Raw genomic sequence first — 25,407 nt, 5'->3', positions numbered from 1 at the left:
CTGATCTGATAAACCTATCATTTTAGGAGGTGCTTTACATCTTTGTAAATATATTTTAAGGGGGCTGCTATGCTTACTATTGGTTATATTGGAAACGGGAAAAGCACTAATAGATATCATCTGCCGTTCGTACTGCAAAGAAAAAATATAAAGGTAAAAACAATTTATCAAAGAAATCCTAAGCATGAAAGTTGGGATAGGATTACAGGAGTGAATTATACTTCTGATTTAGATGAGTTATTAAATGACAAGGACATTCAACTCATTGTGGTTTGCACAAGACTAGACAGTCATTATGAATACACAAAATTAGTATTAGAACATAATAAAAACTGTTTGGTTGAAAAGCCTTTTATGGAAACCACAGAACAGGCAAAAGAAATATTTGCAATGGCTAGAGAGAAAGAATTAATTGTTCAGACGTATCAAAACAGACGTTTTGATAGTGATTTTTTAACGGTTCAAAAAGTCATTGAAGAGGGCAAACTGGGAGACTTGCTGGAAGTGGAAATGCATTATGACTATTTTCGTCCCGAAGTACCTGAGTCTGTTCATTCTTTTAATCCTGTTGAATCATTTTTATATGGACATGGCTGTCATACACTGGATCAGGTCATCAGCTATTTTGGCAAGCCGGATCATATACATTATGATGTAAGGCAATTATTAGGACAAGGAAGAATGAATGATTATTTTGATTTAGATTTATATTATGGCACGTTAAAGGTATCTGTAAAATCCAGTTATTTTAGGCTTAAAGAAAGACCAAGCTTTGTCGTTTATGGCAAAAAGGGATGCTTTGTGAAACATTCCAAAGATCGTCAGGAAGAACATTTAAAGTTATTTTACATGCCTGATAACAAAGACTTTGGTGTAGATACAATAAATCATTACGGTGTACTGACCAATATCGATGAAGAAGGTACAATCCACGAAGAAAAAGTGAAATCCGTAAATGGTGATTATGGAAGAGTATATGATGATTTGTATGAAGCCATCATAAATGGTAAAGATAAAACGATTACAGACGAACAGACACTGCTGCAAATGGAAATATTAGAAACTGGAGTTAAAGACTTGAAATAAGGTTGGGGCATAAAAGAATTCAATAGTATTTCACTGCCAGATTGGCAGTTTTTTTTTGATTAAATTTAATAAATAATAGCATCAATAGCTGCATTACTGCTAAAGTGAATACCAATAAGCATTTGGAACTAGATTCAATGAAAATCTAAGAGTTAGTGTTAAGTAAAAACTCTTTATCTTACCAAAGTAAAGAACAAATTTAAATAAAATTTAAATAAAAAAACTAAAAATGTTGCAAATTTGTGAATTAGGGTTCATTATATATAGTAGGCAACAAATTTGTACAATTTGTGACAAGGTATTTAATCGCTATAAATATGTACAACATCTAGACTCATTTTTACATCTGATATTTTGGTATTTTAAATATTTGCAATTCGCCTTAAATCTACAAAATTAGTAAATATTTTAATATTTTAAAAATTTGTGATATACTATGAAATGTTTATATTTAATACAGAAAAGGTGTTGAATAGGTCCCGCCTGGCTTGCTATAACGCCCAAGCAGGAGCACTGCATCCTTTCTGCAAACCTAGGGGATAAGGATGGGGAAAATGAGTAACAGACAAGGAACAGACGTTATCTTAATTGGTGCCGGTATCATGAGTGCAACTTTGGGATCACTGCTGAAGGAATTAGTACCGGACTGGAAAATTACAGTGTTTGAGAAACTTGCAAACCCGGGAGAGGAAAGTTCCAATGAGTGGAATAATGCGGGAACGGGGCATTCGGCACTGTGTGAACTAAACTACACCGTAGAAAAGCAAGACGGGTCTATAGATATTAGTAAAGCAATTAAAATTAATGAACAGTTTCAGGTTTCTCGACAATTTTGGTCCTATTTTGTAAACAACAATTTGATCGGTAATCCGAATGAGTTTATCAAACAATTGCCGCATATGAGTTTGGTACAAGGGGATAAAAATGTAGAGTTCTTGAAAAAACGTTTCCAAGCGCTTTCAAACAATCCTTTGTTTCAAGGGATGGAGTTTTCAGAGGATCCGAAAAAATTGGCGGAATGGATTCCGCTTATTATGGAAGGCCGTACATCGAAGGAACCAATAGCGGCTACCAAGATTGACTCTGGAACGGATGTTAACTTTGGCGCTTTAACTCGCAAATTATTTGACCACCTAGAAAATAAAAATGTTGCTATCAATTACAAACATCAAGTGGATGATATTAAGCGTACCAGTGACGGCCTATGGGAATTAAAAGTGCGTAATGCCAGCGGCGATGTCGAACGACATACTGCAAAATTTGTCTTTATCGGCGGCGGCGGCGGCTCCTTGCCATTACTGCAAAAAACGGGCATTCCTGAAAGTAAACATATTGGAGGGTTCCCTGTAAGTGGACTATTCCTGGTATGTAACAATCCGGAGGTTGTTGCGCAGCATCATGCAAAAGTATACGGCAAAGCTGCAGTAGGTGCTCCGCCAATGTCAGTGCCGCATCTTGATACACGATTTATCGATAACAAAAAATCATTACTATTTGGACCGTTTGCAGGATTCTCACCGAGATTCTTAAAAACAGGGTCTAATATGGATTTAATAAGTTCTGTGAAACCGAATAATGTGATAACAATGTTAGCGGCGGGAGCCAAAAACATGCCATTAACAAAATACTTGATCCAGCAACTGATGCTTTCGAAAGAGCAACGTATTGAAGAATTAAGGGATTTTATTCCTAGTGCTAAAAGCGAAGATTGGGATATTGTGGTAGCAGGTCAACGTGTACAAGTTATTAAGGATACTGCTGCAGGCAAAGGAACCCTTCAATTTGGTACAGAAGTTATTAGTGCCGAAGATGGATCGATTGCTGCATTACTTGGCGCTTCTCCTGGTGCTTCAACGGCTGTTTCCGTCATGCTTGAGGTAATGAAGAAATGCTTCCCGCAACATTTAAAAGCATGGGAACCAAAAATAAAGGAAATGATTCCTTCTTATGGTCTATCATTAGTGGACAACCCAGAGCTTTTCCATAAACTTCACTCTTCAACAGAACGAGCGCTCAGTCTCAGCGATCACCAACCGATACAGGTTGAAGATAGAAGCCTTGAATTAGTAGGTGCGCATTAAGATCAGGCCAATATAATAATCATAGAATAAATGTTCTATGATTATATCAAAAAAAGGCTTCTCACTATTAGTGGGAAGTCTTTTTGATAAAATTCTACTGAACTATTAGAATGCGAATATCTTAAGCTGCTTCCTGCTGAAAACAAGGATCATTGAAATAGATGACTTCAGAAAGAATTTTGCAGCCATTCAGGTTTTTAAGTGCCTCTCTTGCTTCTTCTTCCGTTTCAAATTCAAACATAGAAATATTAGAATCCAAATATTGAGTGATAATCCACATAATAATTCCTCCAATTTTTATAATCTTCTTATGCTCGTTTATTTTTTTCTGGAGAGTACTCCAGGATTTCTAGAAGTAATTGTTAATTGCTACATACTTATGATAGTGCAATAATAGAAATAAATAAAATGCTTAATTTTTATATCGAAATATAAATATTTTTTATATCATGAAATTGGAGAGAGAAAAGTGGATTACCGTGATTGGGAAATACTGAAGGTCCTTCATAGTAAGAAAAACCTTACGAAAGCAGCCAAGCTTTTGTTCATTACGCAGCCTGCATTAACAAATCGTATCAAGCATATGCAAGAGGAATTAGGCGTTCAAATCATAACTCGTGAAAGCAGAGGAATTCATTTTACACCGCAGGGAGAGTTTCTTGTTCAATGTGCTGATGAAACTCTATCTCGCTATCATAAAATCAAAGAGCGTGTCCAAAGTATGAGTAACGACGCAGAAAATGGAGTTACGGGTACGTTGAAATTGGGTGTATCCAATTTTTTTGCTAATTATGAACTGCCGCATATTCTGAAATTATTTAAAGAACAGTATCCTCATGTTGAATTCAAAATTACGACAGGCTGGAGCAAAGATATAGCTCAACTTATACACAATAAGGATGTCCACATCGGCTTTGTTCGGGGAGATTATAATAATAAAGGTCTAAAGAAACATATAATGTTTGAAGAAACCATGTCCGTTGCTTCAAGGGAACCGATTGATATGGCTGATTTGCCTAATCTCCCAAGAATTCACCATAGTGGGGATTTCTTATTAAAACAATTAATCGATCATTGGTGGGCCGAAAACTATACACACCGGCCTTATATCAGCATTGATGTAGACCATATTGAAACTTGTAAGGAAATGGTTTTAAATGGATTGGGTTATGGGATTTTGTCCAGCGGTATGCTCAGGGATATAGAAGACTTATATAAAATAGATTTAACCGACCAAAAGGGCAATCCGATCTTACGCCGAACATGGATGTATTACCATAAGGAGTCGTTGGACTGGAATGTTGTGAAGGCATTTGTGAACTTTATTGAGACATTGGAGTCAAAGCGTGGTTGATGAATAGTAAAAATGGCTGGCCCAAAATAATTAGGCCAGCCGTTTTTGGGCTAATAAGAAAGTGCAACTACGCCTCTGTCTTCGCCCTAAGGGGCTCGCCAATCGGCGAGTTTTCTTTATTAATAAATGATAACCGGCTCGTGGGTACTAAGACTATCATAGACAGTTTTCATAATACTTGGCGGAGTGTTGACGCAGCCACCTGATCCTGCTCCAATGTAGGCATTGCTTGCCCAGTTAGTACGCCAGCTAGCATCATGGAAGCCTTGGCCATCGTTCGTAAATGGGGCCCAATAATCTACCTTAACCGAATATGCTCCTCCATGGCCTACGGACGTTCCTTTGAGTATGGATGGTGATCGTTTAAAAAGAATATAATAAACGCCAGTATGTGTATCTTCATGGGTGTTATGTCTGCCTGTCACCACATTTGTCGTGACTGCCAATTGGCCATTTTTATAGATCCAAATATGCTGCTCGGCAATCGATACTTCTGCATACGTATCACCAATGCCATTATTCGCTGTTGTTTCATAGCCGATCTGTTCATTACTCCAGCCATTTCCGTAAATATTCGTAGCAGAAATAGATTTAGTCCCTTTTTCAAAAGCTTCCTTAATAAGCGGCACTTCTTTATCCACTTTTATTGCCCAGCCATAACCTTGCCCTCTTACCGATATAACCGCACCTGTGTGGGTTTTAAATTGGAAATCTTTATTTAAGGTTGACTGAGAATTGTTAACTTCCGTAAGCTTGTTTTTGATTTCAGTCGGATCAATCGTAACCTTCATATCTTTGGACACAGTTGCATTTTTAATTAAATCGCTGGCTTTTAAAGAGTAAACTTGCTCTTGTACCTTATAATCCACGGTTTGTTGCAGCAGCTCCTGCAGTATTTTTTGCTCATTTTTTACAATTTGGCTATCTTCTTTAATAGGTTGGATATAAACGGGTTTAAGATGGACCTCACTGCTGTATGCCTGCTTCTCATATTCCTTTAGTAAACGGACTGTATCTAACTGTTTCCCACCTATGCTTTTAGAGACAGTAATGTTCCCTTGGACTAATTGCGCCTCCGCATCTTGTGGAGCTTGTAAGCCCTTATTTATGGAAGTGAGTTTATCCTCTATTTCTTTTTTTATTGTTTGGCTTCGATTTCCGTCTATTTCAGCTGGTACGAGCGAATAATCGCTTGCCTTTGAGGAAGGGAAAAAGGTCCACTGTTTTTTTAAAAGCTTTTTAACCTCCGAAAGGTCTTTGTTTGAAAATCCCATTTTTGTATTTTCCCCGTTGTATATTTGCTCTTCTCCAATATAGACATCATTTATTAAATCGGCTGATGCTAATTTTTCAATCGCATTGTCAGCAGTTAGGCCGCCAACATTTATATGGTTGATCGTGATGTGCGCATTGAATCGAGTTGACTGATAATAGTAGATTCCTGCAAATGCGAGTGCAATAATGAGAATAACAGGAGTGATAATTTTCCAATTTGCAAACCACTTGGGTGGGTTCCCCCTTTTTCTGCTCAATTCTTCAACTGATTCATTCGCCATTGTTTCCATAAGACTTCCTCCCGCTTACCTAAAATCCAAAAGTGAAAATCTCTCGCTGTCTCTAATTTATTCCAATTTTAGTTATTACTACTATTTTAATAGATAGTAAAGTCAAAATTTGTCGGTATTTGCAAGATTGTAAAAATATATCAAATTTTTTGAAATGATTTTGTAATAAATTGAAACCAACCTAATATTATATTGTTTTTTATAAAAGTAAATAGATTTTTTCCCCTTTTCATAAGTATTATTTTAATTTTAAAAAATTCCTTTTATGACAATTAAAATTTCAACAGGAAAAGTACGCGAAACGAATACATTGTATTGATTTATTCCAATTTAGTTCTATAATAATAATTAGAAATACGCGTTTTGAGGAAATAAATGGGGGATGAGGTTTATGAGGATGACCAATTGCAGTGGTGGAGGAAAGCACTGCATGTAAGCGCTTCATAAATGGGGCGAAATCCAAGAATTCGCAAAACAGAGGAGAATGTATATGACAACCAACAAGAACCAAATGCGTACAGAAAAAGACTTTTTAGGTTCAAAGGAAGTTCCAGCTGAAGCCTATTATGGAGTTCAAACATTACGTGCAATTGAAAACTTTCCAATTACAGGGTATCGAATTCATGAAGAATTAATTAGAGCTATGGCCATTGTGAAAAAGGCCGCAGCACTTGCAAATATGGATGTCAAACGTCTCTATTCCGGCATTGGGGAAGCGATTGTCAAGGCAGCCGATGAAATGATAGAAGGAAAGTGGCATGACCAAATTATTGTCGATCCGATACAAGGCGGAGCAGGAACTTCAATCAACATGAATGTAAACGAAGTTCTTGCTAACCGTGCGATTGAAATACTTGGGAAGGAAAAGGGGGACTACTACCATTGTAGCCCGAATACCCATGTCAATATGTCCCAATCAACGAATGATTCATTTCCAACAGCCATTCATATTGCAGTCCTAAAGCTTTTGGAAAAATTATTAGTGACCATGGAAGCGATGCATTCAGTTTTTAAACAAAAGGGGCAAGAGTTTGATCATGTGATTAAAATGGGGCGCACCCATCTTCAGGATGCTGTGCCGATCCGTCTTGGCCAGGAGTTTGAAGCCTATAGCCGAGTCATTGAACGTGATATTAAGCGGATTAAACAATCCCGCCAGCACTTATATGAATTGAACATGGGTGCAACAGCGGTCGGAACGGGATTAAACGCCGACCCTCGTTATATAGAATTAGTCGTAAAGCATCTTAAAGACATCAGCGGGCTCCCGGTAGTTGGAGCTGAACATCTTGTTGATGCAACACAGAATACAGATGCCTATACAGAAGTTTCTGCTGCATTGAAAGTTTGTATGATGAATATGTCGAAAATAGCCAATGATTTGCGATTAATGGCATCAGGTCCAAGAGCAGGGCTTGGGGAAATTACCTTGCCTGCTAGACAGCCTGGTTCTTCGATCATGCCTGGAAAAGTAAATCCAGTGATGGCGGAAGTGATTAACCAGGTAGCATTCCAAGTAATAGGGAATGACCATACGATCTGTCTTGCATCAGAAGCAGGCCAACTTGAATTGAATGTAATGGAACCTGTCCTCGTATTTAATCTGCTGCAATCAATCAGCATTATGAATAATGCTTTCGGGGTATTTACGGACCATTGCGTAAAAGGAATCAAAGCAAATGAGGATAGATTAAAAGAGTATGTGGAAAAAAGTGCAGGGGTAATTACAGCAGTTAATCCGCATATTGGCTATGAAGTTGCTGCACGAATTGCAAGAGAGGCGATTCTAAAAGGGGCACCAATTCGGGAACTCTGTTTGCAATATGATGTTTTAACAGAAGAGGAACTAGATTTAATTTTGGACCCATATGAAATGACACATCCCGGAATTGCAGGCGCTTCTTTGCTGGAAAGAGATTAAGATTGACTATAAAAATAGGAAAGGGGCTCCCCTTTCCTATTTTTTGTACAATTATTTACTGAGCATGTTATCTAAGTTTTCCTTAATCGCCTCAATATTTACTGAGCATGTTATCTAAGTATTCCTTAATCGCCTCAATATTTCCTGAGACTTTCTTTTCTCTTGCTTCATCTTTTTTCAATTTATCCAATGATTTTCTAAGGATCGGTTCTGCTTCAGATTGTGGGATCACCACTACTCCATCCGCATCACCAACAATAATATCTCCAGGATTAACGGCTGTTCCTCCACAGGAAATGGGAACGTCAATTTCACCTGTACCAGCTTTTCCGCTTGCCGCCACAGTCGTCCCTCTGGAGAAGACAGGGAAATTTAGTTTTTTGATTCCTTCAATATCACGTATCACACCGTCAACGACTATGGCACCCACACCAAGTGTTTGTGCCATCCCCACAACAAAGTCTCCGGCTATGGCTCGATACTGGTCTCCTTTAGCATCTACAACGATAATATCCCCTGGTTGGGCTTCTCTGATGGCTCTTAATACAGCTAAATTATCACCAACAGGCATCTTAACGGTTAGAGCTCTTCCCACAAACTTGTATTCTTCTCTGAGCGGTTTGATTGCTGCATTCATGTTATTTAGCCCATCCATCGCATCTGAAATGCAAGTCGTCGGAATTTCCTTAAATTGTTTAATAATGGATTCCATATTAATCTCCCTACAATATTATTTTTAACAAAATTATACAGTTGTTTCTTTGATAGGAATAATCAGAAAAAGTTATCAACTTTGATAACAAAATTTTATTTATTAAAATTTAGGTTTATGAACAATCCATAACTTTTAAATATTTTATGAATATCGCCACTGATTTTACTATAAAAAATAGGGTTATGATAAAATGATAGCGATAGAGTGAGGAGGGTTATACGTGAGTCTTTTTTATAATGTGATTGTATTTATCCATATATTTTCGGCGATTATTGGAATGGGTCCGGGCTTTATACTGACGACAGTTGTAAAATCAGGGAAAACAATGACAGAATTAAGGCATGCCTATGCGATCAGGAATAAGCTCCATATTTACGTTATGATAGGCGGGACTCTATTACTGATTACAGGTTTGATCATGGGTTCAATCAACCAATACCTTTTCCATATGGGATGGTATGTAACAAGTCTTATTCTCTTTTTAATCTCCCTTGCGTTAGGCCCGCTGGCATTATCACCAAGGTCAATACCGATTAAATCTCTATTAAATTCCTATCAGGGGGAAGAAATTCCACAAGAGTATTATCCTTTAGCAAAAAGATTATTCAGGTGTGAATACCTTGAAAACTTCATTTTTATCATCATCATTACTCTAATGATTACTAAACCATTTTAATGGTAATAAGCAAAAACAACATGCCTTTGCAACATGTTGTTTTTTTATTTAACCTTCTGAAATGATCCTTTTTTGCTTAAATATGTTTCACATGAAACATTTTCTTTCCGTACTTCCTGTAAAAATGCTTTTTCTACTCTAAAAGTCGTCCAAGCGGCTTGTACATGAAATCAATGAATTCCGTCGGCCCTGGTGTATTTGGAAAAATGAAAAGAAAATTAATAAGCAGCCATCCTAATAGGGTCAGGGTGATAAATGCTGCCTTTTCTTTTTTTTGATTTTGGTTTATTTTCGGCCATTGGAAAAGAAACATAAAAATGACAATAACAGTACTAAAAAATAAAGGCACCATTCTCATTTTTCATTCACCTCTTTTGGAAAAATGGAAGATAGTACAGAATTCATACCCTGCCTGCGGATTTTAATATTTGAATCGATTGTTACATCAATATTTGGGAAAATTTCATTCCAGCGGTTTTTCTGTTTTTTCCATAAGGCGGGATATTTTCTGTGGAAGGCATCTCCAAAACCAAAAATATCTGCTTTCATATCTTTTTGTACACTTGTCAGTGCTAAATTCACTTTGTCTTCAATGACCTTTTTTAATTGTCGCTGCAGGCTTTTGATTACTTTCGGATTGGTCATATCTAATTGTGTTGTATTTTGAACGACATCAGCTTCTGCATCGGTTCTAAAGACCATTTTCCATCTTCCATGCTCGAAACTAGGAACCAATTCGGATGATGCTTCTAATAAACTTAAGGAGACATATCCATTGGCTTCTTTTGGTTTTACCGTAACGGTTGCAAGCTGAATTTCATTTCGCAGCCACAATACCCCTCTGGTAACGGATGCGTCAATTTTGCCGACCATTTTATCTTTCTTGAAAATAGCGGTTCCAGAAATGTAGGCAATTGTTTCTCTTTTCTTTTTTCCTTCTTGTGGAGGTAACATCCTAATATATGGAACGGCTGTATCCTTGGAATCACTAATTAGCTTTTCAGCGTAATCTTTGACAGTTACTTCCATTCCCATCCTGAGTGATTCTAACTCACGGAGAACGGTAGCTAAATCTCGTTCCAAAGGGGGAAGCAAACCCAAAACTTCTTTAGCTTTTTGATGGGTAATAAAGATTTGTGACCGCTCACGAAGCTGAGGATGGCGGATAATAAAATCAACTTGTTTAGCAAGCCCCATCTTGGCTAATTTGTCATCGAAGATAAATACTTCTGTATGGCCCCAAAAGATATGACGCGGCAATTTTTCCTGGAGCTTTGACATGGCATCGGCTATCGTAACACCTGTTGCTGAGCGCACTAAAGTCTGAGAACTGACGCCGCCACTGCCGCCTTCCATACTTTGCTGGCTGCCTGCGCTTTTTGGAATATAGACGAGAACGGAAAGCTCAATCGTTTTATCCGATATTTTATCGATGCCTGCTGCTGTAACTAAACCCAAATCATTTACTTCTTTTCTGTCCCAGCAGCCAGACAAAAGCAGAACGATAATGCTTATGAATAAAAAGGTTAGCCAGCGGGATATTTTAGGGGACTTCATCCTGCTGTCATCTCATTCTTCTGCTGAAATTTTTTTCGGATTAACGCAATTAGCAGAAGGATGATCGGGAAGATAATTTGGATGGATAGAAAATAAAACGCTGCTGAAGTGCTAAGAAAATGGGCAAGTTCCTGTAAATTGGGTGCTGACCAAATACCAAAAACGATGAGTAAAAATCCAATTGGAAAAACGAGCGGCCGAAAATCCGTTAGCTTCAGCCACTGGGCAGTTCCAAGAACTAAGGCGTAATAAAAGACTGTAATTTTGATAAATGTTCCTGCGACCCATATTGCCATTACAATTGCCTCCAGATGTTCTAAAAACTCAGCAATACTAATATATCGTGTTGCTACCATAACGGGATAGGTTAACCTAGATGATAAATTCCCGAATAATAGTAGGGAAGTGAAATTGGTTAAAACCATAAAGAACATGACGCTTGCGACTGAGATCATTCCCCATTTAAGCCCTTTGTTTTGATCAGCTAAGTAAGGTAAGAAAAAAGTAATCAGAATATACTCGCTGAACCAGCTTTGCGGAACAATTGATCCTAAAAAGGAAGGTGTGAGCCCATCTTCCATCATGGGAAACATGTTCTGAATATGTAAATCCTTGATCAGCATGATAAAAATCATCAGATACAAAAGAAGGACAACTGGGACAATAATTTCAGAGCATCTACCGATTACTTCCAGTCCGCCATAAACCGCAAAGGAGCAAACTAAAAGCATGGTCCCAAAAACAAATACCATAGGAGTATGCGGAAGAAATGTGCCAGCAACGAATTCCCCATATTCACGAACAACAATGCCGGAAACATGTAAATAAAAAAATAAATACAATGCCCCGATAATCTTGCCAAAGACCTTTCCTAAGATTAACTCACTATATTCGACAAGTGTTTGTTGGGGATAAAGCTTGTTTAGTTTATAGGCTAAAAAAACAGCCGTAAATCCAACAAGAGAAGCCCAAATGGGAGATAACCACATGTCCTGACGAGCATGTTTCGCTGTAATGGCAGGTACTAATAGCAGAACAGTTGCAAAAATAGCAGGGTTCATCATAATCGCCATTTGCGAGCCGGAAATTTTTCCTTTTTCGATCATGTTTTGTTCATCTCCTGTTTTGTTTCTCTGGTTGGACTTGGATTTTGCCCGTTTGCCTGCCGATATGTGTTCTGATTCCCTGTTAACCGAGGACGTGTTTTCAGAGACCACCACGGCGCCCTCATCAATACATCCTTCATTTCTTTCCCTTTCATTGGTGCCATCGGTGATAAGTATGGTACGCCAAATGATCGAATCGTACTTAAATGAATAATGATCGTAATGAGACTAAGCATGATTCCTAAGAGCCCCAATGTTCCTGCCATGAACATAATCGGGAAACGAAGCATTCGAATCGCAATCGCCGCATTGTAACGGGGGATTGAAAAGGAGGCAATCCCTGTGATCGCAACAACCATTACCATTGGTGCTGAGACAAGTCCTGCCGACACAGCTGCTTGTCCAATTACCAATGCCCCAACAATACTGACCGCTGAACCAACCTGCTTTGGTAAGCGGAGTCCAGCCTCCCTTAATGCTTCGAATGTAATTTCCATAATAAGTGCCTCAACCAAGGCTGGAAAAGGAATCTCCTCTCTAGATTTGGCAACGCTCAATAAAAGGATTGTTGGGACCATTTCCTGATGAAAGGTAAGGATCGCTACATAGGTAGACGGCAGCAACAAAGCAATCAGTAAAAACAGATAACGCAGCCAGCGAATTAACGTACCCATCAAAAACCGTTGGTAATAATCCTCAGCAGCTTGGTAAAAAGAGTAAAAGGTAATGGGTGCAATAATGACAAATGGTGTCCCATCCACTAAAATAACAAATCGGCCTTCTAATAAATGTGCTGCCGCCACATCGGGCCGTTCAGTGTTTAACATCTGTGGAAAAGGAGAATAAGGATAATCTTCGATAAACCCTTCAATATAACCGCTCTCCAGAACACCATCAACATCAATACGGCTTAATCTGTTGTTGACCTCCTCCAAGAGTGTTTGGTCAACAAGCCCATCAATATACATAACGGCAACTTGTGTTTGACTATAGCGGCCAATGCTCATGGTATTCATTTTTAAATTAGGGCTTTTTAATTTTCGGCGCAACATCGCCGTATTGACGCTTAATGTTTCCGTAAAACCATCTCTTGGCCCGCGGACAACGGATTCTGCACTTGGTTCTTCGATAGAGCGTTTTTCAAATTTGGCTAACCCCATCGAGAGCCCATGTGATTGCTGATCGATGAGAACGACAGGGTTTCCTACGGAAATTTGTTCAATGACCTCCTGAATCTTAACTACTTGTTTTACTTTTGAAACAGGGAGTTTCTCTCCAAGAGTCGAAAAATCTAATACCATTCCTACTTCCAGGTTGATAAGCAGGCTCAGCACATTCTTATCGATTTCTTCAACATTTGAGAGACCCTCAATATAAATAAGAACAGCTCTTAAAGAATTTCCGATTAAAAACGTTCGGAAAATAACATCTGGACAATTATTGTAGATGGATTGCAGGAAAGTGGTATTCTCCTGCAGATTTTTGGAAAGAGTGTCTTGTACATTCCGTTTTTTCTCAACTTCTTTTTCTTGCGGAAAATCCATATCCGCCTTCTTAGGAAAGGCCCTTCGCATCCGTTTTTTCCAATCCATCATTATGTCCTCTTTGGTAAATAAGGTAATAGTTGAAATATTTGGTAGTCAGACTTTAGTCTTTCACTATTTTTCAATTTTATTTACGAATGAACAAATAAAAAAGCATTGGGATTTTGCTCCCAATGCTTTACGCTTTTAAAAATTCCTTACTTGAATGGATGCAGTGACGCCTTCAGTTTCGCTGAATCGCATGTCTATCAAGAGCCGATCTGGATCGAAGTTATGGTAGTCATGTAAGTAATAGGATACCGCGTCAATCAGATCTTGTTCATGTAGGGTTCGTGCCTGGCCGTGTATTCTAGCCGTTGCAGAAAATCCAAAGGATGGATTAAAGGCCAACTCAACATCGATGTTTTCTGGATGGGTGTATTCCTTTGATGCAGTATACACACAAACACTATCCACGAGATCCTGTTCATTAAATAGTAATTCCATTGTATTAATACCTTCTTCTTCTGAAAATCTTTTTAATGACCCAAACAATAACGAGAATCATCAGGATGTCAAAGAGTAACCCAAACATAGAAAAACCATAGGACTGTCCGTAGTAATGTCCGCCAAAGGGGTGAAACATACTTCCAAAAAATGTTCCTGCTCCAAATGCCGCTGCATGGCTCCAAAAGCTACTTCGTTTGGAAGTTGGAGTACTTTTATATGTTGACCTCGATACATTGCTCGAAGGTGATTTGTATCCAGAGCGGTATGTGTTGCTTGATCTTGTTGTAGAAGAATGAGTCCCAAAAGAAGAACTATGGCTAATCGAACTATGTCCCCCGCTAAATCCTCTTGCTTCCGTCATACTTGGAACAATCAAGGTGAAAAGTAAAACAAAAGCAATCATTAATTTTTTCATCGAAAATTCTCCTCTATTTTTATCTATATTGGTAATACAATATACGGCTTCCCGCGAAAAAAGTTTCAATGTACAATTAAAAACTTTAATCGATAAAGATATTGTACCGAAATCAATAAAGTTGTATAAACGGCTCTGGAAGGAATTTTCTTAAGACTTAAGACCTATTTTAGTTTTTGGCTGTGATCATTTGGCAATGTCTAAGGGGCAGTTATATTTTTAGATAGTAATCTTAACCCCATCGAATGTGGTTAGAGAGAACCCTTTAAATTCTTTATGATAGGTTTCCCGATAATCTCTTAGGATGCCAATAGCAACCATTTCACCGAGCTTTAACCCATTAACCCCATCACTGCGATAATGAACCCCAGCTGTGTCCCGTCCAAGAGCAATATTATAGGCAAGCTTGTTCAACTCTCCGCCAACGGTAAGCGGCGCATCTTTATAAGGAATTAGGGACATTCCATCTTTAGAGGGGATCACTGGATTTGGAATGACGAATTCCTCATTAAAGAATGCCTTTAGCATGGTTACCATTGCCCCAATAAAGGTTGCATGTCCTGAAGGATAGGAAGGATGAGGAGGACAGCCTTCTGGATAGGCCTGTGGAAGAAAATAGGTGCCATATTTGTTATACACCCGAAAGACAGCTTCTGAGTTCAATACCTCGTGATTAATTGGATAAAAGGCAGCACCCGTTAATTTGTGATGGATTCTTCCGCCAAACTCCTCTGGACGGAGACGGCGATGGACGAGCCATTTTTGAAACCATGCTGCTTCCAGTGCCGGCCGTGCTGCTCTAGTTACAAAATCTAAAATATGAGGGGATCCAAAATCAGCAAATCCAACTTGGGTGTCAGAATGATGATAAGGTTTTGAAGGGGCCAATGCCTGTCTGCCATAACTCAAGAGGATTAAACATGGCGTTAAGCCATCTTCAACAGAATAATCATGGTGAACATATTCTGCTAAAGCCCGTCCATCTAAAAGATATCGAGGCGTGGAATAATCAACATCATGTTGAACTAATGTGCCGTTTTGCGCATCCATCCAATCCTGATAGGAGGTTAAATGGTTATCGCCCGATTGGGTTGAGCGATACTGCTGTTTGATTGTCGCAGCAACATAAGGGATGTCCATCCAAAGAAATTGTGAAATGTATGGCCCATCTATAGCCCCAGGAAGGTTAGCACGGAATAAAAGGTTTGGAGTGACGATTCCATTGAACTTTGGACCCCGAAACTCGGTTAAACTAGAAAGTTCCTTGGCTGCGGCGATTGTTAAAGGATCAGTAGCATATTCGCTAAAAGGAACATCGCGTGTGAGGGCCTGCCAATATAACTCCACCATTTCAGAGGCTGCTTCCGCACTATGGAAGGAAGGTGGTGGCGGGATCACTAATTGATGACTATCTGGTCCGACTAACTCATATGAATATGCGGCTTGTGGATTAACAAATTTACTAGTTCCCCCAAGTGGTATTTTTTCAAAATCATTATGGTTTCCTGTTTTTAAGGCCTCCATGTATTTTTTATACGCATGGCAATCAACTTCACCATGTTTGTTATGTGGCAGTGCTTTTGAAAAACTTGCCATTTTATTTGAATATCTTATATCATCACCATTACAAGCATGGGAGTAAAGAGGAAGTTGTTTATAATATTTAGCAGCTTTCTCTCGAATTCTAAATGCCTTTAAGTAACGTTTTGCTAGTGAAATAGGACCGATTAAGCAAGAAATAATAAACAATTAAGGGTACATCCTTTCTCTATGATTTTACAATATTGTATGAAAGATAAAATCAAAAGAATGGACAAACAGGCAGATTCGCTTAAACAATTTATTTTATTTTGATTTTATTGAGAGGATTATTGATCAAAAAATCCGCACCAAAAAACATGTAAGATGTTCTTTGCTGTTTCCTCAATGCTTGAAAAAAAAGAAGTGCCATCCGCTTGTTTGTAATTTCCAACCTTGGCTAAGGCCATATAGGAATGTGCGGCAAACTTTGCGTGAATGCTGGGGATTTCCCCCTTTTCCATGGCTTCTATGAATGCTTGTTCAATACTGTCAAACATATTTTCCTCGGCAATTTTTATTTCCTGAATTTGTTCCATTGAAAGGGAAGTTCTCGATTCACGCATAAAGCCTTCCAAGTCAAACGTGTTTGTTGCCTGCAAGTGAGCAAGTATGACATCGTAAAGTCTGTCATATAAAGGTTCGTCAGTCCTTAGAAATTGAACAATATGCCCCCGAATTCGCTCCATTAAGCTTACCATGGCTTCTTTAAACAGCTCTGCTTTTGTTTCAAAGTAATAATAAACAGTGGCTTTGGTCATGCCGGCCTCTTTGGCAATATCATCGACGGAAACTTTTTGGAAGCCATCCCTTAAAAAGAGGTGGGTAGCTGTCTGCAGGATGATTTCTTTTGTTGGTCTTTCATTTCCTGATGCTTTCGGTCTGCCGAGTGCTCGGCGTGTTTTTTCCTTTGCCATTTTATCTGCCCGCCTTAAGAAATAAGTTTTGAAAATTAACTAACCAGTATATATAATTAATGATATAAAAATTTTAGCTAAAAAACAATTCCAGAAGGAAATGGGGAAGAATAGTGAAAAATATTCTCATTCATTTTGTTGAGGCTGTTTCCAGCCGCAAAGGAAGATGGGTAACACTTGCTGTATGGATTATTGTGGTCGGCTTGCTTTCCTCCATTTTTCCAAATGTAAATAAAGTGTTGAATAATGGGGCATCAGATTTACCAAGCAATGTCACTTCTGTCCAAGCAGAAAAAGTGGCAAAAGAACAGTTTCCAAATAATACAGGGACACCGTTGCTCCTTGTCTGGTACCGTGATGGCGGATTAACGGATCAGGATTATCAATTAATAACTAATCTCTATAAACATTTGGATAAAGACCCATTGTCAGCCCAAAACTTTATTCCGCCGCTCGGCAATGTACCGAGTCAAGTTTTGAAATCAAATGCCTCTAAAGATGGAACAGCAATTGTGACTCCTATTTTTATGAAAAAGAAAGCCAGTACAGATGATTTGGCTGCCAATCAGACTGACTTAAAAAGCTATTTAAGAGCGCAGAAATCAAACCTCAATTTTGAAAAAAATTTAAGTGATGCTGGCTTGCATGTTCGTTTTACAGGGCCCGTAGCGATTGCAACCGATGCAACAGCGCTTTTTGGCAAAGCGGATGTTACGTTATTAATATCGACAATTCTAATTGTACTAATCTTGTTGATTCTGCTTTATCGCTCACCCATTCTTGCTATTATCCCGCTTATTGGAGTAGTATTCGCAAATGGATTGGCAGGACCAGTTCTTGGATTTTTAGCTAAACAGGGCATTATTACCGTTGATTCCCAGGCAACCTCGATAATGACCGTGCTTTTATTTGGCGCGGGAACAGACTATTGCTTATTTTTAGTATCAAAATACAGAGAATGCTTGCTTGAGGAATCAGATAAATTTATCGCTCTTCAGAAGGCAATCAGGCATTCAGGAGGCGCCATTATGGTGAGCGCCATTACAGTTGTATTGAGCTTATGTACCTTATTGTTAGCGCAGTTTGGGTCATTTCAGCGATTTGCGGTTCCTTTTAGCTTAGCCATTCTTATTATGGGCATTACTGCCTTAACTTTGCTCCCGGCATTGCTCGCGATTTTTGGAAGAGTATCGTTTTTCCCGTTTATTCCAAGAACAGAGGAAATGTTGGCGGAATTGGAGGCTAAGAAAGGCAAGAAATATCGCAGACGTGTGGCACATAGTAAATTTAGCAGGAAATTAGGGAACTTTGTGGTTGGAAAGCCATGGACAGTTATCATCTTGAGTGTTGTCATTCTGGGTGGATTGGCGTTGTCAGTTCCAAACATTCAATATACGCAAAACTTGTTAGATTCATTTCCTAAGGATATGCCCTCACTTGAAGGATTTACATTAATGACAAAGCATTTCGCTCCTGGCGATTTAGCGCCTGTTCAAGTCATTGTCAATTCGGAGGGTAAGGATCCTCAAATAAAAGAGCAGATTAGCAAACTTTCTTTCGTGGACCATGTTGAGGACCCGGTAAAAGGAAAGAAAGATGCAAACTATCAATCCTATAACGTTGTTTTAAAAGGAAATCCGTACGATACAAAATTAGTCGACTCAATCGCAGTTATTTCAAAAAGGGTTTCTGACACTTTATCTAAATCAGGCATTGATCCCCCAAAACATTATTGGATCGGCGGGGAAACATCAAAACTCTATGACACACAACAGGCAACTAATCATGATATGAAGGTAATTATTCCAGTCGTGATAGTGATTATTGCTGCACTATTGCTCATGTATTTACGTTCGGTAGTGGCGATGGTTTATCTGATTATTACTGTTTTACTATCCTATTTATCTGCTCTAGGAGCAGGATGGCTCTTAATTCATAATGGGCTGGGGCAGCCAGCAATATCAGCTCTGATTCCGTTATATGCCTTTGTTTTCTTGGTCGCTCTGGGCGAGGATTACAATATTTTTATGATTTCAAGTATATGGAAAAACAAATGTACCCAGCCGCACCGACAAGCAATAGCGAATGGCGTTAGTGAAACGAGCAGTGTCATTACCTCCGCTGGTCTAATATTAGCAGGAACCTTTGCTGTTTTAGCAACTCTGCCTATTCAAGTCTTGCTGCAATTCGGGCTCGTAACTGCCATTGGTGTTCTTCTTGATACCTTTGTGGTGCGTCCACTATTAGTTCCAGCCATCACAACCGTCCTTGGCCGATATGCATTTTGGCCGGGAAAACTGTGGAAAAAGCAGGAAGAAAAAGTGAATAAGGAAATTGGTTTATAGAATAGATGAAAGGCAGTCTCCTTTAATGAGCGGAGACTGCCTTTTTTAGGGAGGACTAATGATAATTGAGAGTGCTCATCAATGCCCGAAGAACGGAAAAACTCAGGTTCAAGGGTATTGAGAAAGTTTATCAATGCCCAATGAAGAGAAAAATTCGGGTTCAAGGGAATCGAGAGGGTCCATCAATGCCCGATGAGGAGAAAAAATTAGGCTCAAGGGAATTGAGAAGGCTCATCGATGCCTGAGGAAGAGAAAATCACAGACCCAAGGGAATAGAGAATGTTTATCAATACCCGAGAAGAAGAAAAAAACAGCCCAATGGTAATTGAATTGGTTCAGCAGATATCTAACTCTAGATAGATATGTTTTATTAAAAAATCTATCTAGAGTTAGTCGATTCACAAAAGGAGATGCTTTATGAAAATGAGCATAAAGTATTGCTTTATTTGGAGAGAAAAAAGGTATTAAGGTAATAATTGGATAATACTTTAGGTAAAAATATTGTTTTGGGGGAGGAACCAAAATGAATCAACATTTTTACAGCATTATTATCATAGCGGCAGCCATCATTTTTAGTATCTATCGGCGTGTTCGCCGCAATATCGGCTGGCAGGAGCTTAGAAAAGGGAATTTAGTGTTTCGGACAATATTATTATTGGTCGTTGGCCTATTATTTACAACAGGTTCGATTTCCCACCCAATAAGCTTTATTTCCGATATAATCGGGATTCTGATTGGAGTTGTATTGGCTTACTATAGCGCTAATATTACCAACTTTGAACAACGGGATGGACGGCTGTATTACCGTCCAAACACTTGGATTGGCAGCACTGTTACGGTTATTTTTCTAGCACGGCTTTTTTACCGCTTTTATTCTTTATATTCCCAAGGCGGTTTATCCAGTTACCAGCAAGGACAGGCGAATAGTTTCCAAAATATGAGTGGGGCGATGGGAAATTCCTGGACAGCCGGACTTATGCTAATCATGTTCGCCTACTATGTCATTTATTATATTTTCTTACTGCGCAAGCAAAAACGTATGTTACAGACAGATTAATGGAGTGAATCAGGATGTCGATAATAGAATACCAATCATTTAAAAGAAAGCTAGTGAGCAGCCTCATTATCTTAATCCTAATGTACGTGAACCATCTTTTTTACGGCTCCATGCCAAAGGTTCTTTTAAACATCTTGATTGGGATAACATTTACCGTCATCCTGACTTTTCCTAAATCAAAGTGGACTACTTCACGTCTAATTATCGCAGCATCAGCAGTTGCCATTGAAGTCAGTGCAGGATTAGTTTGGAATCATGACGTCAAACTGATTTATTTTCTAACGATCGTGATGATCTCCATTTCGATGCAATTATCTTTATCAAAGTCCCCCATTACGGGCATGGCTGCCATGTTTGTCACAGCCATGCTTTATATCCGCTTTGGAAGTGATAATTTTTTTAGTATCCTATCTTTCATTCTCTTCTCCATCATTTTGTACTTTTTAATCCGTACCAGAATGCAGCGTAATGAAATGATTGAATTGGACAAGCAGCATCTGGCGGAACTTCAAGAGGCTTATAATCAACTACAGGAGGCCTCAATGACTGCCATGCAATATGCCATTTTGGAGGAAAGGACGCGGATTGCCCGAGACATTCATGATGCTATTGGACATAGCTTGACATCGTTAATCGTTCAAATGCAGGCATTAAAATTTATGTTAAAAAAAGAACCCGAGAAAGCTGAAAAATCACTTGAAGAAATGTTGGCTGTTGCTCGTCAGGGCCTTCACGATATTCGCATTTCTGTACATTCTTTAGCAGATGACCAGTCCAGTTCAGGAGTCATCCCATTAAAAGCGTTGCTTTCGCGCATGGAGTCAACTTCCACTATTCAATATCAATTTCAATCAGAAATAAACGAAGAGGATATAAATGATGAGGTCTATGGAATTTTGTTTAGAGTACTTCAGGAAGCTCTCACCAACATTATTCGTCATTCCCAAGCCACTGAGGTGAATGTCATGCTAAAAAAGGAGTCAAATCTTGTGTTACTGAGCATTCAAGATAATGGTAAATTGGAAAAAGGTCAAAAAGTTACCGAGGGCTTCGGATTGAAGGGCATGAGGCTGAGACTTGAAGAAAAAGGCGGACAGCTAAAATACTCGACTGTTGAACCACATGGATTCAAAATAATTGCAGCGATTCCGCAATAGGAAAGAGGGATTCATTTTGCCAGCTGAAGAGAGGATACATGTTTTGCTCGTTGATGATCAGGTGATGATTCGGCAAGGTTTTGGATATGTAATTGGATTACAAAATGATATGAAGCTTAGCGGTGAAGCAACAAATGGAAAAGAAGCGGTTGAAATGGCGCTTAAATCCCAGCCAGATGTTATTCTAATGGATATCCAGATGCCATCCATGTCAGGAATTGAAGCGACAGAAGAAATCATGAAGCGTCTGCCACAAACAAAGATTGTTATCTTAACGACCTTTGATGATCAGGAGTACATATACCAAGGAATTCGCACAGGAGCTGTGGGTTACTTGTTGAAGGATGCGGATGTAGAGGATATGTTGGATGCGATTCGTTCGGCATTTCGCGGTGAGGCGGTATATAGAACGAGCTTAGCTGCTTCTGCTCTATCAAGAATTGCAACGGGAACGTACTTTGTTTTTCAAGAAAAACAATCTCCATCGTCATTTGAGTCTTTAACAGAACGAGAACAGGAAATTTAGCAAGAAATGGCTTATGGTTTAAGAAATGATCAGATCGCCAAGAAACTAATGATCACCGAGGGCACCGTCAAGTCGCATGTGCATCGGATCCTGCAAAAGTTTAGCTGTGAAGATCGGACACAGGTGGTAGTAACGGCTCTACGCAATGGAATGGTGAAGTAACAAAAAGGCTCACATCAAATCCAAAAATTACTACCGCATTTTTTTACAAAAAATTCAGATTAAGAGGATTAAAAAGTTGTATATTGATAGAAAATTTGTTAAAATGAAATAAATTTAAAAGACTATATGTAACTGGCGAAACGCGGAATACCGCGAGGGAGCATATAGTGTCGAAAGCCGTTCGCCTGGGCAGAGGTAGGGAAGCAGTACTCCTTACCTTTTTATGTTTAATAGGAGCTCGAATCAGTTTAAGAAAAAACCATATCAAATACATCTAAATCGTATTAAAATGAAACCCAGTCATTTTGTATGAGACTGCTTCGTGCTTTCAAGCCTAAGTGAGTGTAGTTTCCTGAAAAGGAAATAGCATGATGAACTACGTTAGTGGATAAGGTAAAGAAACACCTGTGGATGTGTCCACCAGTCTGCTGCTCTGTTAGTTATGAGGAAGACCGTTTCCTAGGGTTTGGAAACCCAACACCGAAATAACATGTCCTGTCCATTGACTTTGGCAAGGAGGAAAAATCCCATAATGGAGGTTGGTCAGAAATGACCTATTGTTTTGTGGTAGATTCACAAGGCAACAAGTTATCTCCAACAAAAGAAAATCGTGCATGGTACTTAATCCGAAAACAAAAAACTGTATTGAAAAGTAAATTTCCTATGGTGATTCAACTAAAAAAAGAGATCCCTGGAGATGAAATCGACACTTCACAAGTGCATCTAGGGATTGATGATGGATCGAAATTTGTAGGGATCGCTTTAGTACAAAAGTGTAAGACCAGAAATAAACCTGTATTAAAAGGAACAATTGAACTACGGACAGATGTAAAAGAAAAAATGTCTGTAAGGAAAGGATACCGTCGATACAGAAGACAGCATAAAAAATACAGACAAGCCCGATTTGACAATCGTTCTTCCTCCAAACGGGAGGGACGAATTCCGACAAGTATCAAACAAAAGAAGTATTCTATTTTAAGAGTGGTCAAACAACTTCAGAAATGGATAAGAATCGACCATATTTATTTAGAAGATGTTTTCATTGATATTCGCGCATTGGAAAAAGGCTATAAACCATACAGATGGGAATATCAACAAAGCAATCGCTTAGATGAAAATATTCGAAAAGCGGTGTTACTTCGTGATCAAAATACTTGTCAGGATTGTGGATTGACAAACACTCGACTAGAAGTACATCACATTATTCCAAGAAGATTAAGTGGGAGCGATTCTGTTCATAACTTAATCACCCTGTGTTCTGTTTGTCATGAAAAGGTTACAAGTGATGAGTTAGCTCATACTAAGAGATTCTACCAAAAAATAAAAAGCAGAAAAATCATTTTTGCTGATGCAATGCATGTGATGCAAGGAAAAACTTTTCTCCAAACTAAGTTAAAAAATATAGCTCCAGTTTCTCAGACTACAGGTGGGGATACCGCAAATAAACGCATTGATTGGGGAGTTGAAAAGACACATGCCAATGATGCGATTGTTATTTCTGGCTCAATTGTTAGGCCTAAACAATGTGATATCAAAAATTGGGTTATAAAACCAATGAGAAAATGATCCCAAAAGAAAATCGACACGATTTATGGTTTTTATCACCGAGATTTTGTTAAGTATACGAAACGTAATGGAGAGAGGTATTTGGCGTATATTACCGCACTATATCCAGATAAGAATGAATGTAACATGACAACAATAGAGGGAAAGATTTTGAAAAGGTATGGCCTTTCTAGGCTTACATTAATATGGCGCTTTAATAAAATTTATTGGTTATAAATATAAGTAATTATAGAGGAAAAAATACTGGTACCAAAATTAGGTTAGTGTACGCTTTATTACAGTTTTTGTTACCAGTGGATAGCTCAAAACGAGGAACTTTCTTGTTTTATCCCAGTTTAGGAGATTTTGTTAATTTTTTCACATTAAAAATAAAGAGGAGAAACAAAAATGAGCACAATTACTGTAGACCAAGTAAAAACTATAAAGACCTTAAATAACATTGCAAAATCTGGGCTGAATGTATTTAATCAAGATCATTACACGATCGACAATAACAGCGAAACTCCTGATGCTATTATGCTTCGCAGCTTTAACATGCACTCTTTGGAATTTGATCAAAATCTAAAAGCAATTGCACGTGCAGGTGCTGGTGTTAACAATATTCCAGTAGAAAGATGCACGGAGCAAGGAATTGTTGTTTTCAATACTCCAGGAGCTAATGCTAACGCTGTTAAGGAACTTGTTTTAACTTGCTTAATGGCTTCATCTCGTCACCTTTTTGATGGTATTACTTGGACTAAGGCGTTAGATGGTGAAGGTGACCAAATTCCTAAACTAGTAGAAGCAGGCAAGAAACAATTCGTTGGAAAAGAAATTAAAGGTAAAACGCTGGGTGTAATTGGTTTAGGAGCAATTGGTGCACGCGTTGCCAATGATGCGCTTGAATTGGATATGGATGTTATTGGTTTTGACCCATTTATTTCTGTTGATACTGCCTGGAATTTATCTCGCAATGTTCAACGAGCAATGACGATTGAACAGTTATTTGCTAACTCTGATTATATTACCGTACATGTCCCATTAACGGATAACACAAGAGGAATGTTTAACACAGAAACGTTTGCGATCATGAAAGATGGAGTAAACATTTTTAACTTCTCTCGCGGTGAACTAGTTAACGAAGATGATATGGGTGAAGCACTTGAAAGCGGAAAAGTTGGCAAGTATGTTACCGACTTCCCAAATGCAAAAGTTATAAAAATGAAAAACGTTGTTCCAATTCCACACCTTGGAGCATCTACAGAAGAGTCAGAGGAAAACTGTGCGATTATGGCAGCACGCCAATTAAAAGATTTCCTTGAAACAGGAAATATCAAAAACTCTGTAAACTTCCCGAATGCATTCTTGGAGTATGCAGGAAAAACACGTGTAGCTGCATTTCATAAAAACGTTCCAAACATGGTTGGTCAAATCACTTCTGCAATCTCGAACTACAACTTGAATATTGCTGACATGGTGAACAGAAGCCGTGGAGAATATGCCTATACGATGATTGATATTGAAGATCAAGTAAATGGTGAAGTAATTCCAGCCTTAGAAGAAAAAATCGGTCAAATTAGTGGTATTGTTAACGTTCGTATTATTAAATAA

21 protein-coding genes, 1 pseudogene and 1 riboswitch are annotated in these 25,407 nt (G+C 38.5%); of the genes and pseudogenes, 11 read left to right on the top strand and 11 right to left on the bottom strand.

What is annotated here, in order from left to right:
• The first annotated feature begins 69 nt into the window (after positions 1–69).
• Together RCG17_RS12910 and RCG17_RS12905 are read left to right on the top strand one after the other, a co-directional pair.
• Positions 70–1,086, top strand: coding sequence for an oxidoreductase (locus tag RCG17_RS12910; protein ID WP_308175528.1), 1,017 nt, complete (start codon positions 70–72; stop codon positions 1,084–1,086).
• A gap of 554 nt (positions 1,087–1,640) precedes the next feature.
• Positions 1,641–3,167 carry a malate:quinone oxidoreductase gene (locus RCG17_RS12905; RefSeq protein ID WP_308175527.1) on the top strand — a complete coding sequence of 509 codons (1,527 nt, stop codon included), beginning with the start codon at positions 1,641–1,643 and terminating at the stop codon, positions 3,165–3,167.
• A gap of 121 nt (positions 3,168–3,288) precedes the next feature.
• On the opposite strand, the gene RCG17_RS12900 is transcribed toward RCG17_RS12905, so the two are convergent.
• Positions 3,289–3,447 (bottom strand): hypothetical protein, encoded by a 159-nt coding sequence (locus RCG17_RS12900; protein ID WP_308175526.1) that lies wholly within the window; start codon positions 3,445–3,447, stop codon positions 3,289–3,291.
• A 189-nt stretch (positions 3,448–3,636) separates the two neighbouring features.
• On the opposite strand from RCG17_RS12900, the gene RCG17_RS12895 reads away from it, so the two are divergent.
• Positions 3,637–4,521: a LysR family transcriptional regulator gene (locus RCG17_RS12895; protein ID WP_308175525.1), complete on the top strand. Its 885-nt coding sequence runs from the start codon at positions 3,637–3,639 to the stop codon at positions 4,519–4,521.
• Between the two features lie 119 nt (positions 4,522–4,640).
• Here the strand turns inward: RCG17_RS12895 and RCG17_RS12890 are convergent, their stop codons facing one another.
• The gene (locus RCG17_RS12890; RefSeq protein ID WP_308175524.1) at positions 4,641–6,086 is read right to left on the bottom strand and encodes a L,D-transpeptidase family protein; all 1,446 of its coding nucleotides are present in this window, start codon (positions 6,084–6,086) and stop codon (positions 4,641–4,643) included.
• A 490-nt stretch (positions 6,087–6,576) separates the two neighbouring features.
• Between RCG17_RS12890 and aspA the strand changes: the two genes are divergently transcribed.
• Complete coding sequence (aspA, locus tag RCG17_RS12885) at positions 6,577–8,007, top strand: aspartate ammonia-lyase (RefSeq protein WP_308175523.1); 1,431 nt, start codon at positions 6,577–6,579, stop codon at positions 8,005–8,007.
• 91 nt (positions 8,008–8,098) lie between these two features.
• Here the strand turns inward: aspA and RCG17_RS12880 are convergent, their stop codons facing one another.
• Positions 8,099–8,719: an RraA family protein gene (locus RCG17_RS12880; RefSeq protein WP_308175522.1), complete on the bottom strand. Its 621-nt coding sequence runs from the start codon at positions 8,717–8,719 to the stop codon at positions 8,099–8,101.
• A gap of 223 nt (positions 8,720–8,942) precedes the next feature.
• On the opposite strand from RCG17_RS12880, the gene RCG17_RS12875 reads away from it, so the two are divergent.
• The gene (locus tag RCG17_RS12875) at positions 8,943–9,398 is read left to right on the top strand and encodes a DUF2269 family protein (RefSeq protein WP_308175521.1); all 456 of its coding nucleotides are present in this window, start codon (positions 8,943–8,945) and stop codon (positions 9,396–9,398) included.
• 133 nt (positions 9,399–9,531) lie between these two features.
• On the opposite strand, the gene RCG17_RS12870 is transcribed toward RCG17_RS12875, so the two are convergent.
• From RCG17_RS12870 to RCG17_RS12835, 8 genes are all read right to left on the bottom strand, one after another.
• The gene (locus RCG17_RS12870; protein WP_308175520.1) at positions 9,532–9,756 is read right to left on the bottom strand and encodes a hypothetical protein; all 225 of its coding nucleotides are present in this window, start codon (positions 9,754–9,756) and stop codon (positions 9,532–9,534) included.
• Entirely contained in the window at positions 9,753–10,955 is a 1,203-nt protein-coding gene (locus RCG17_RS12865; protein WP_308175519.1) for a Ger(x)C family spore germination protein, read from the bottom strand. Before RCG17_RS12865 ends, RCG17_RS12870 begins: the two co-directional genes overlap by 4 nt.
• On the bottom strand, positions 10,952–12,061 hold the full coding sequence (locus RCG17_RS12860) for a GerAB/ArcD/ProY family transporter (protein WP_308175518.1): 1,110 nt from the start codon (positions 12,059–12,061) through the stop codon (positions 10,952–10,954). The genes RCG17_RS12865 and RCG17_RS12860 overlap by 4 nt, the downstream gene beginning before the upstream one ends.
• Complete coding sequence (locus RCG17_RS12855) at positions 12,058–13,605, bottom strand: spore germination protein (RefSeq protein ID WP_308175836.1); 1,548 nt, start codon at positions 13,603–13,605, stop codon at positions 12,058–12,060. Before RCG17_RS12855 ends, RCG17_RS12860 begins: the two co-directional genes overlap by 4 nt.
• 186 nt (positions 13,606–13,791) lie before the next feature.
• The gene (locus RCG17_RS12850; RefSeq protein ID WP_308175517.1) at positions 13,792–14,139 is read right to left on the bottom strand and encodes a DUF2653 family protein; all 348 of its coding nucleotides are present in this window, start codon (positions 14,137–14,139) and stop codon (positions 13,792–13,794) included.
• Positions 14,096–14,509, bottom strand: a complete 414-nt coding sequence (locus tag RCG17_RS12845) for a hypothetical protein (protein ID WP_308175516.1) — start codon at positions 14,507–14,509, stop codon at positions 14,096–14,098. Before RCG17_RS12845 ends, RCG17_RS12850 begins: the two co-directional genes overlap by 44 nt.
• 219 nt (positions 14,510–14,728) lie before the next feature.
• The gene (locus RCG17_RS12840) at positions 14,729–16,258 is read right to left on the bottom strand and encodes a vanadium-dependent haloperoxidase (protein ID WP_308175515.1); all 1,530 of its coding nucleotides are present in this window, start codon (positions 16,256–16,258) and stop codon (positions 14,729–14,731) included.
• Positions 16,259–16,377: 119 nt separating this feature from the next.
• Positions 16,378–17,004, bottom strand: a complete 627-nt coding sequence (locus tag RCG17_RS12835) for a TetR/AcrR family transcriptional regulator (RefSeq protein WP_308175514.1) — start codon at positions 17,002–17,004, stop codon at positions 16,378–16,380.
• Between the two features lie 113 nt (positions 17,005–17,117).
• Between RCG17_RS12835 and RCG17_RS12830 the strand changes: the two genes are divergently transcribed.
• The 6 genes and pseudogenes from RCG17_RS12830 (at position 17,118) to RCG17_RS12805 (ending at position 25,407) form a co-directional block, all read left to right on the top strand.
• Positions 17,118–19,349 (top strand): MMPL family transporter, encoded by a 2,232-nt coding sequence (locus RCG17_RS12830; RefSeq protein ID WP_308175513.1) that lies wholly within the window; start codon positions 17,118–17,120, stop codon positions 19,347–19,349.
• A gap of 523 nt (positions 19,350–19,872) precedes the next feature.
• Positions 19,873–20,406, top strand: a complete 534-nt coding sequence (locus RCG17_RS12825) for a CcdC protein domain-containing protein (protein ID WP_308175512.1) — start codon at positions 19,873–19,875, stop codon at positions 20,404–20,406.
• 14 nt (positions 20,407–20,420) lie between these two features.
• Positions 20,421–21,563, top strand: coding sequence for a sensor histidine kinase (locus RCG17_RS12820; RefSeq protein ID WP_308175511.1), 1,143 nt, complete (start codon positions 20,421–20,423; stop codon positions 21,561–21,563).
• Positions 21,564–21,576: 13 nt separating this feature from the next.
• Positions 21,577–22,251 (top strand): annotated as a pseudogene (locus RCG17_RS12815) (response regulator).
• A 118-nt stretch (positions 22,252–22,369) separates the two neighbouring features.
• Positions 22,370–22,449, top strand: a riboswitch (ZMP/ZTP riboswitch).
• A 351-nt stretch (positions 22,450–22,800) separates the two neighbouring features.
• Positions 22,801–23,817 carry an RNA-guided endonuclease IscB gene (gene iscB, locus RCG17_RS12810; protein WP_308175510.1) on the top strand — a complete coding sequence of 339 codons (1,017 nt, stop codon included), beginning with the start codon at positions 22,801–22,803 and terminating at the stop codon, positions 23,815–23,817.
• A 387-nt stretch (positions 23,818–24,204) separates the two neighbouring features.
• Positions 24,205–25,407 carry a phosphoglycerate dehydrogenase gene (locus RCG17_RS12805; RefSeq protein ID WP_308175509.1) on the top strand — a complete coding sequence of 401 codons (1,203 nt, stop codon included), beginning with the start codon at positions 24,205–24,207 and terminating at the stop codon, positions 25,405–25,407.

Source organism: Neobacillus sp. PS3-12 (genome assembly GCF_030915385.1).
Classification (GTDB): domain Bacteria; phylum Bacillota; class Bacilli; order Bacillales; family Cytobacillaceae; genus JAEVLT01.
Note: the sequence above shows the minus strand (reverse complement) of the source record. Positions and strands in the feature narration are given on the sequence as shown.

Coding starts and splice junctions, on each gene's coding strand:
- RCG17_RS12910 (WP_308175528.1), top strand. CDS start 70: ATGCTTACTATTGGTTATATTGGAAACGGGAAAAGCACTAATAGATAT.
- RCG17_RS12905 (WP_308175527.1), top strand. CDS start 1,641: ATGAGTAACAGACAAGGAACAGACGTTATCTTAATTGGTGCCGGTATC.
- RCG17_RS12900 (WP_308175526.1), bottom strand. CDS start 3,447: ATGTGGATTATCACTCAATATTTGGATTCTAATATTTCTATGTTTGAA.
- RCG17_RS12890 (WP_308175524.1), bottom strand. CDS start 6,086: ATGGAAACAATGGCGAATGAATCAGTTGAAGAATTGAGCAGAAAAAGG.
- aspA (WP_308175523.1), top strand. CDS start 6,577: ATGACAACCAACAAGAACCAAATGCGTACAGAAAAAGACTTTTTAGGT.
- RCG17_RS12880 (WP_308175522.1), bottom strand. CDS start 8,719: ATGGAATCCATTATTAAACAATTTAAGGAAATTCCGACGACTTGCATT.
- RCG17_RS12870 (WP_308175520.1), bottom strand. CDS start 9,756: ATGAGAATGGTGCCTTTATTTTTTAGTACTGTTATTGTCATTTTTATG.
- RCG17_RS12865 (WP_308175519.1), bottom strand. CDS start 10,955: ATGAAGTCCCCTAAAATATCCCGCTGGCTAACCTTTTTATTCATAAGC.
- RCG17_RS12860 (WP_308175518.1), bottom strand. CDS start 12,061: ATGATCGAAAAAGGAAAAATTTCCGGCTCGCAAATGGCGATTATGATG.
- RCG17_RS12855 (WP_308175836.1), bottom strand. CDS start 13,605: ATGGATTTTCCGCAAGAAAAAGAAGTTGAGAAAAAACGGAATGTACAA.
- RCG17_RS12845 (WP_308175516.1), bottom strand. CDS start 14,509: ATGAAAAAATTAATGATTGCTTTTGTTTTACTTTTCACCTTGATTGTT.
- RCG17_RS12835 (WP_308175514.1), bottom strand. CDS start 17,004: ATGGCAAAGGAAAAAACACGCCGAGCACTCGGCAGACCGAAAGCATCA.
- RCG17_RS12825 (WP_308175512.1), top strand. CDS start 19,873: ATGAATCAACATTTTTACAGCATTATTATCATAGCGGCAGCCATCATT.
- RCG17_RS12820 (WP_308175511.1), top strand. CDS start 20,421: ATGTCGATAATAGAATACCAATCATTTAAAAGAAAGCTAGTGAGCAGC.
- iscB (WP_308175510.1), top strand. CDS start 22,801: ATGACCTATTGTTTTGTGGTAGATTCACAAGGCAACAAGTTATCTCCA.
- RCG17_RS12805 (WP_308175509.1), top strand. CDS start 24,205: ATGAGCACAATTACTGTAGACCAAGTAAAAACTATAAAGACCTTAAAT.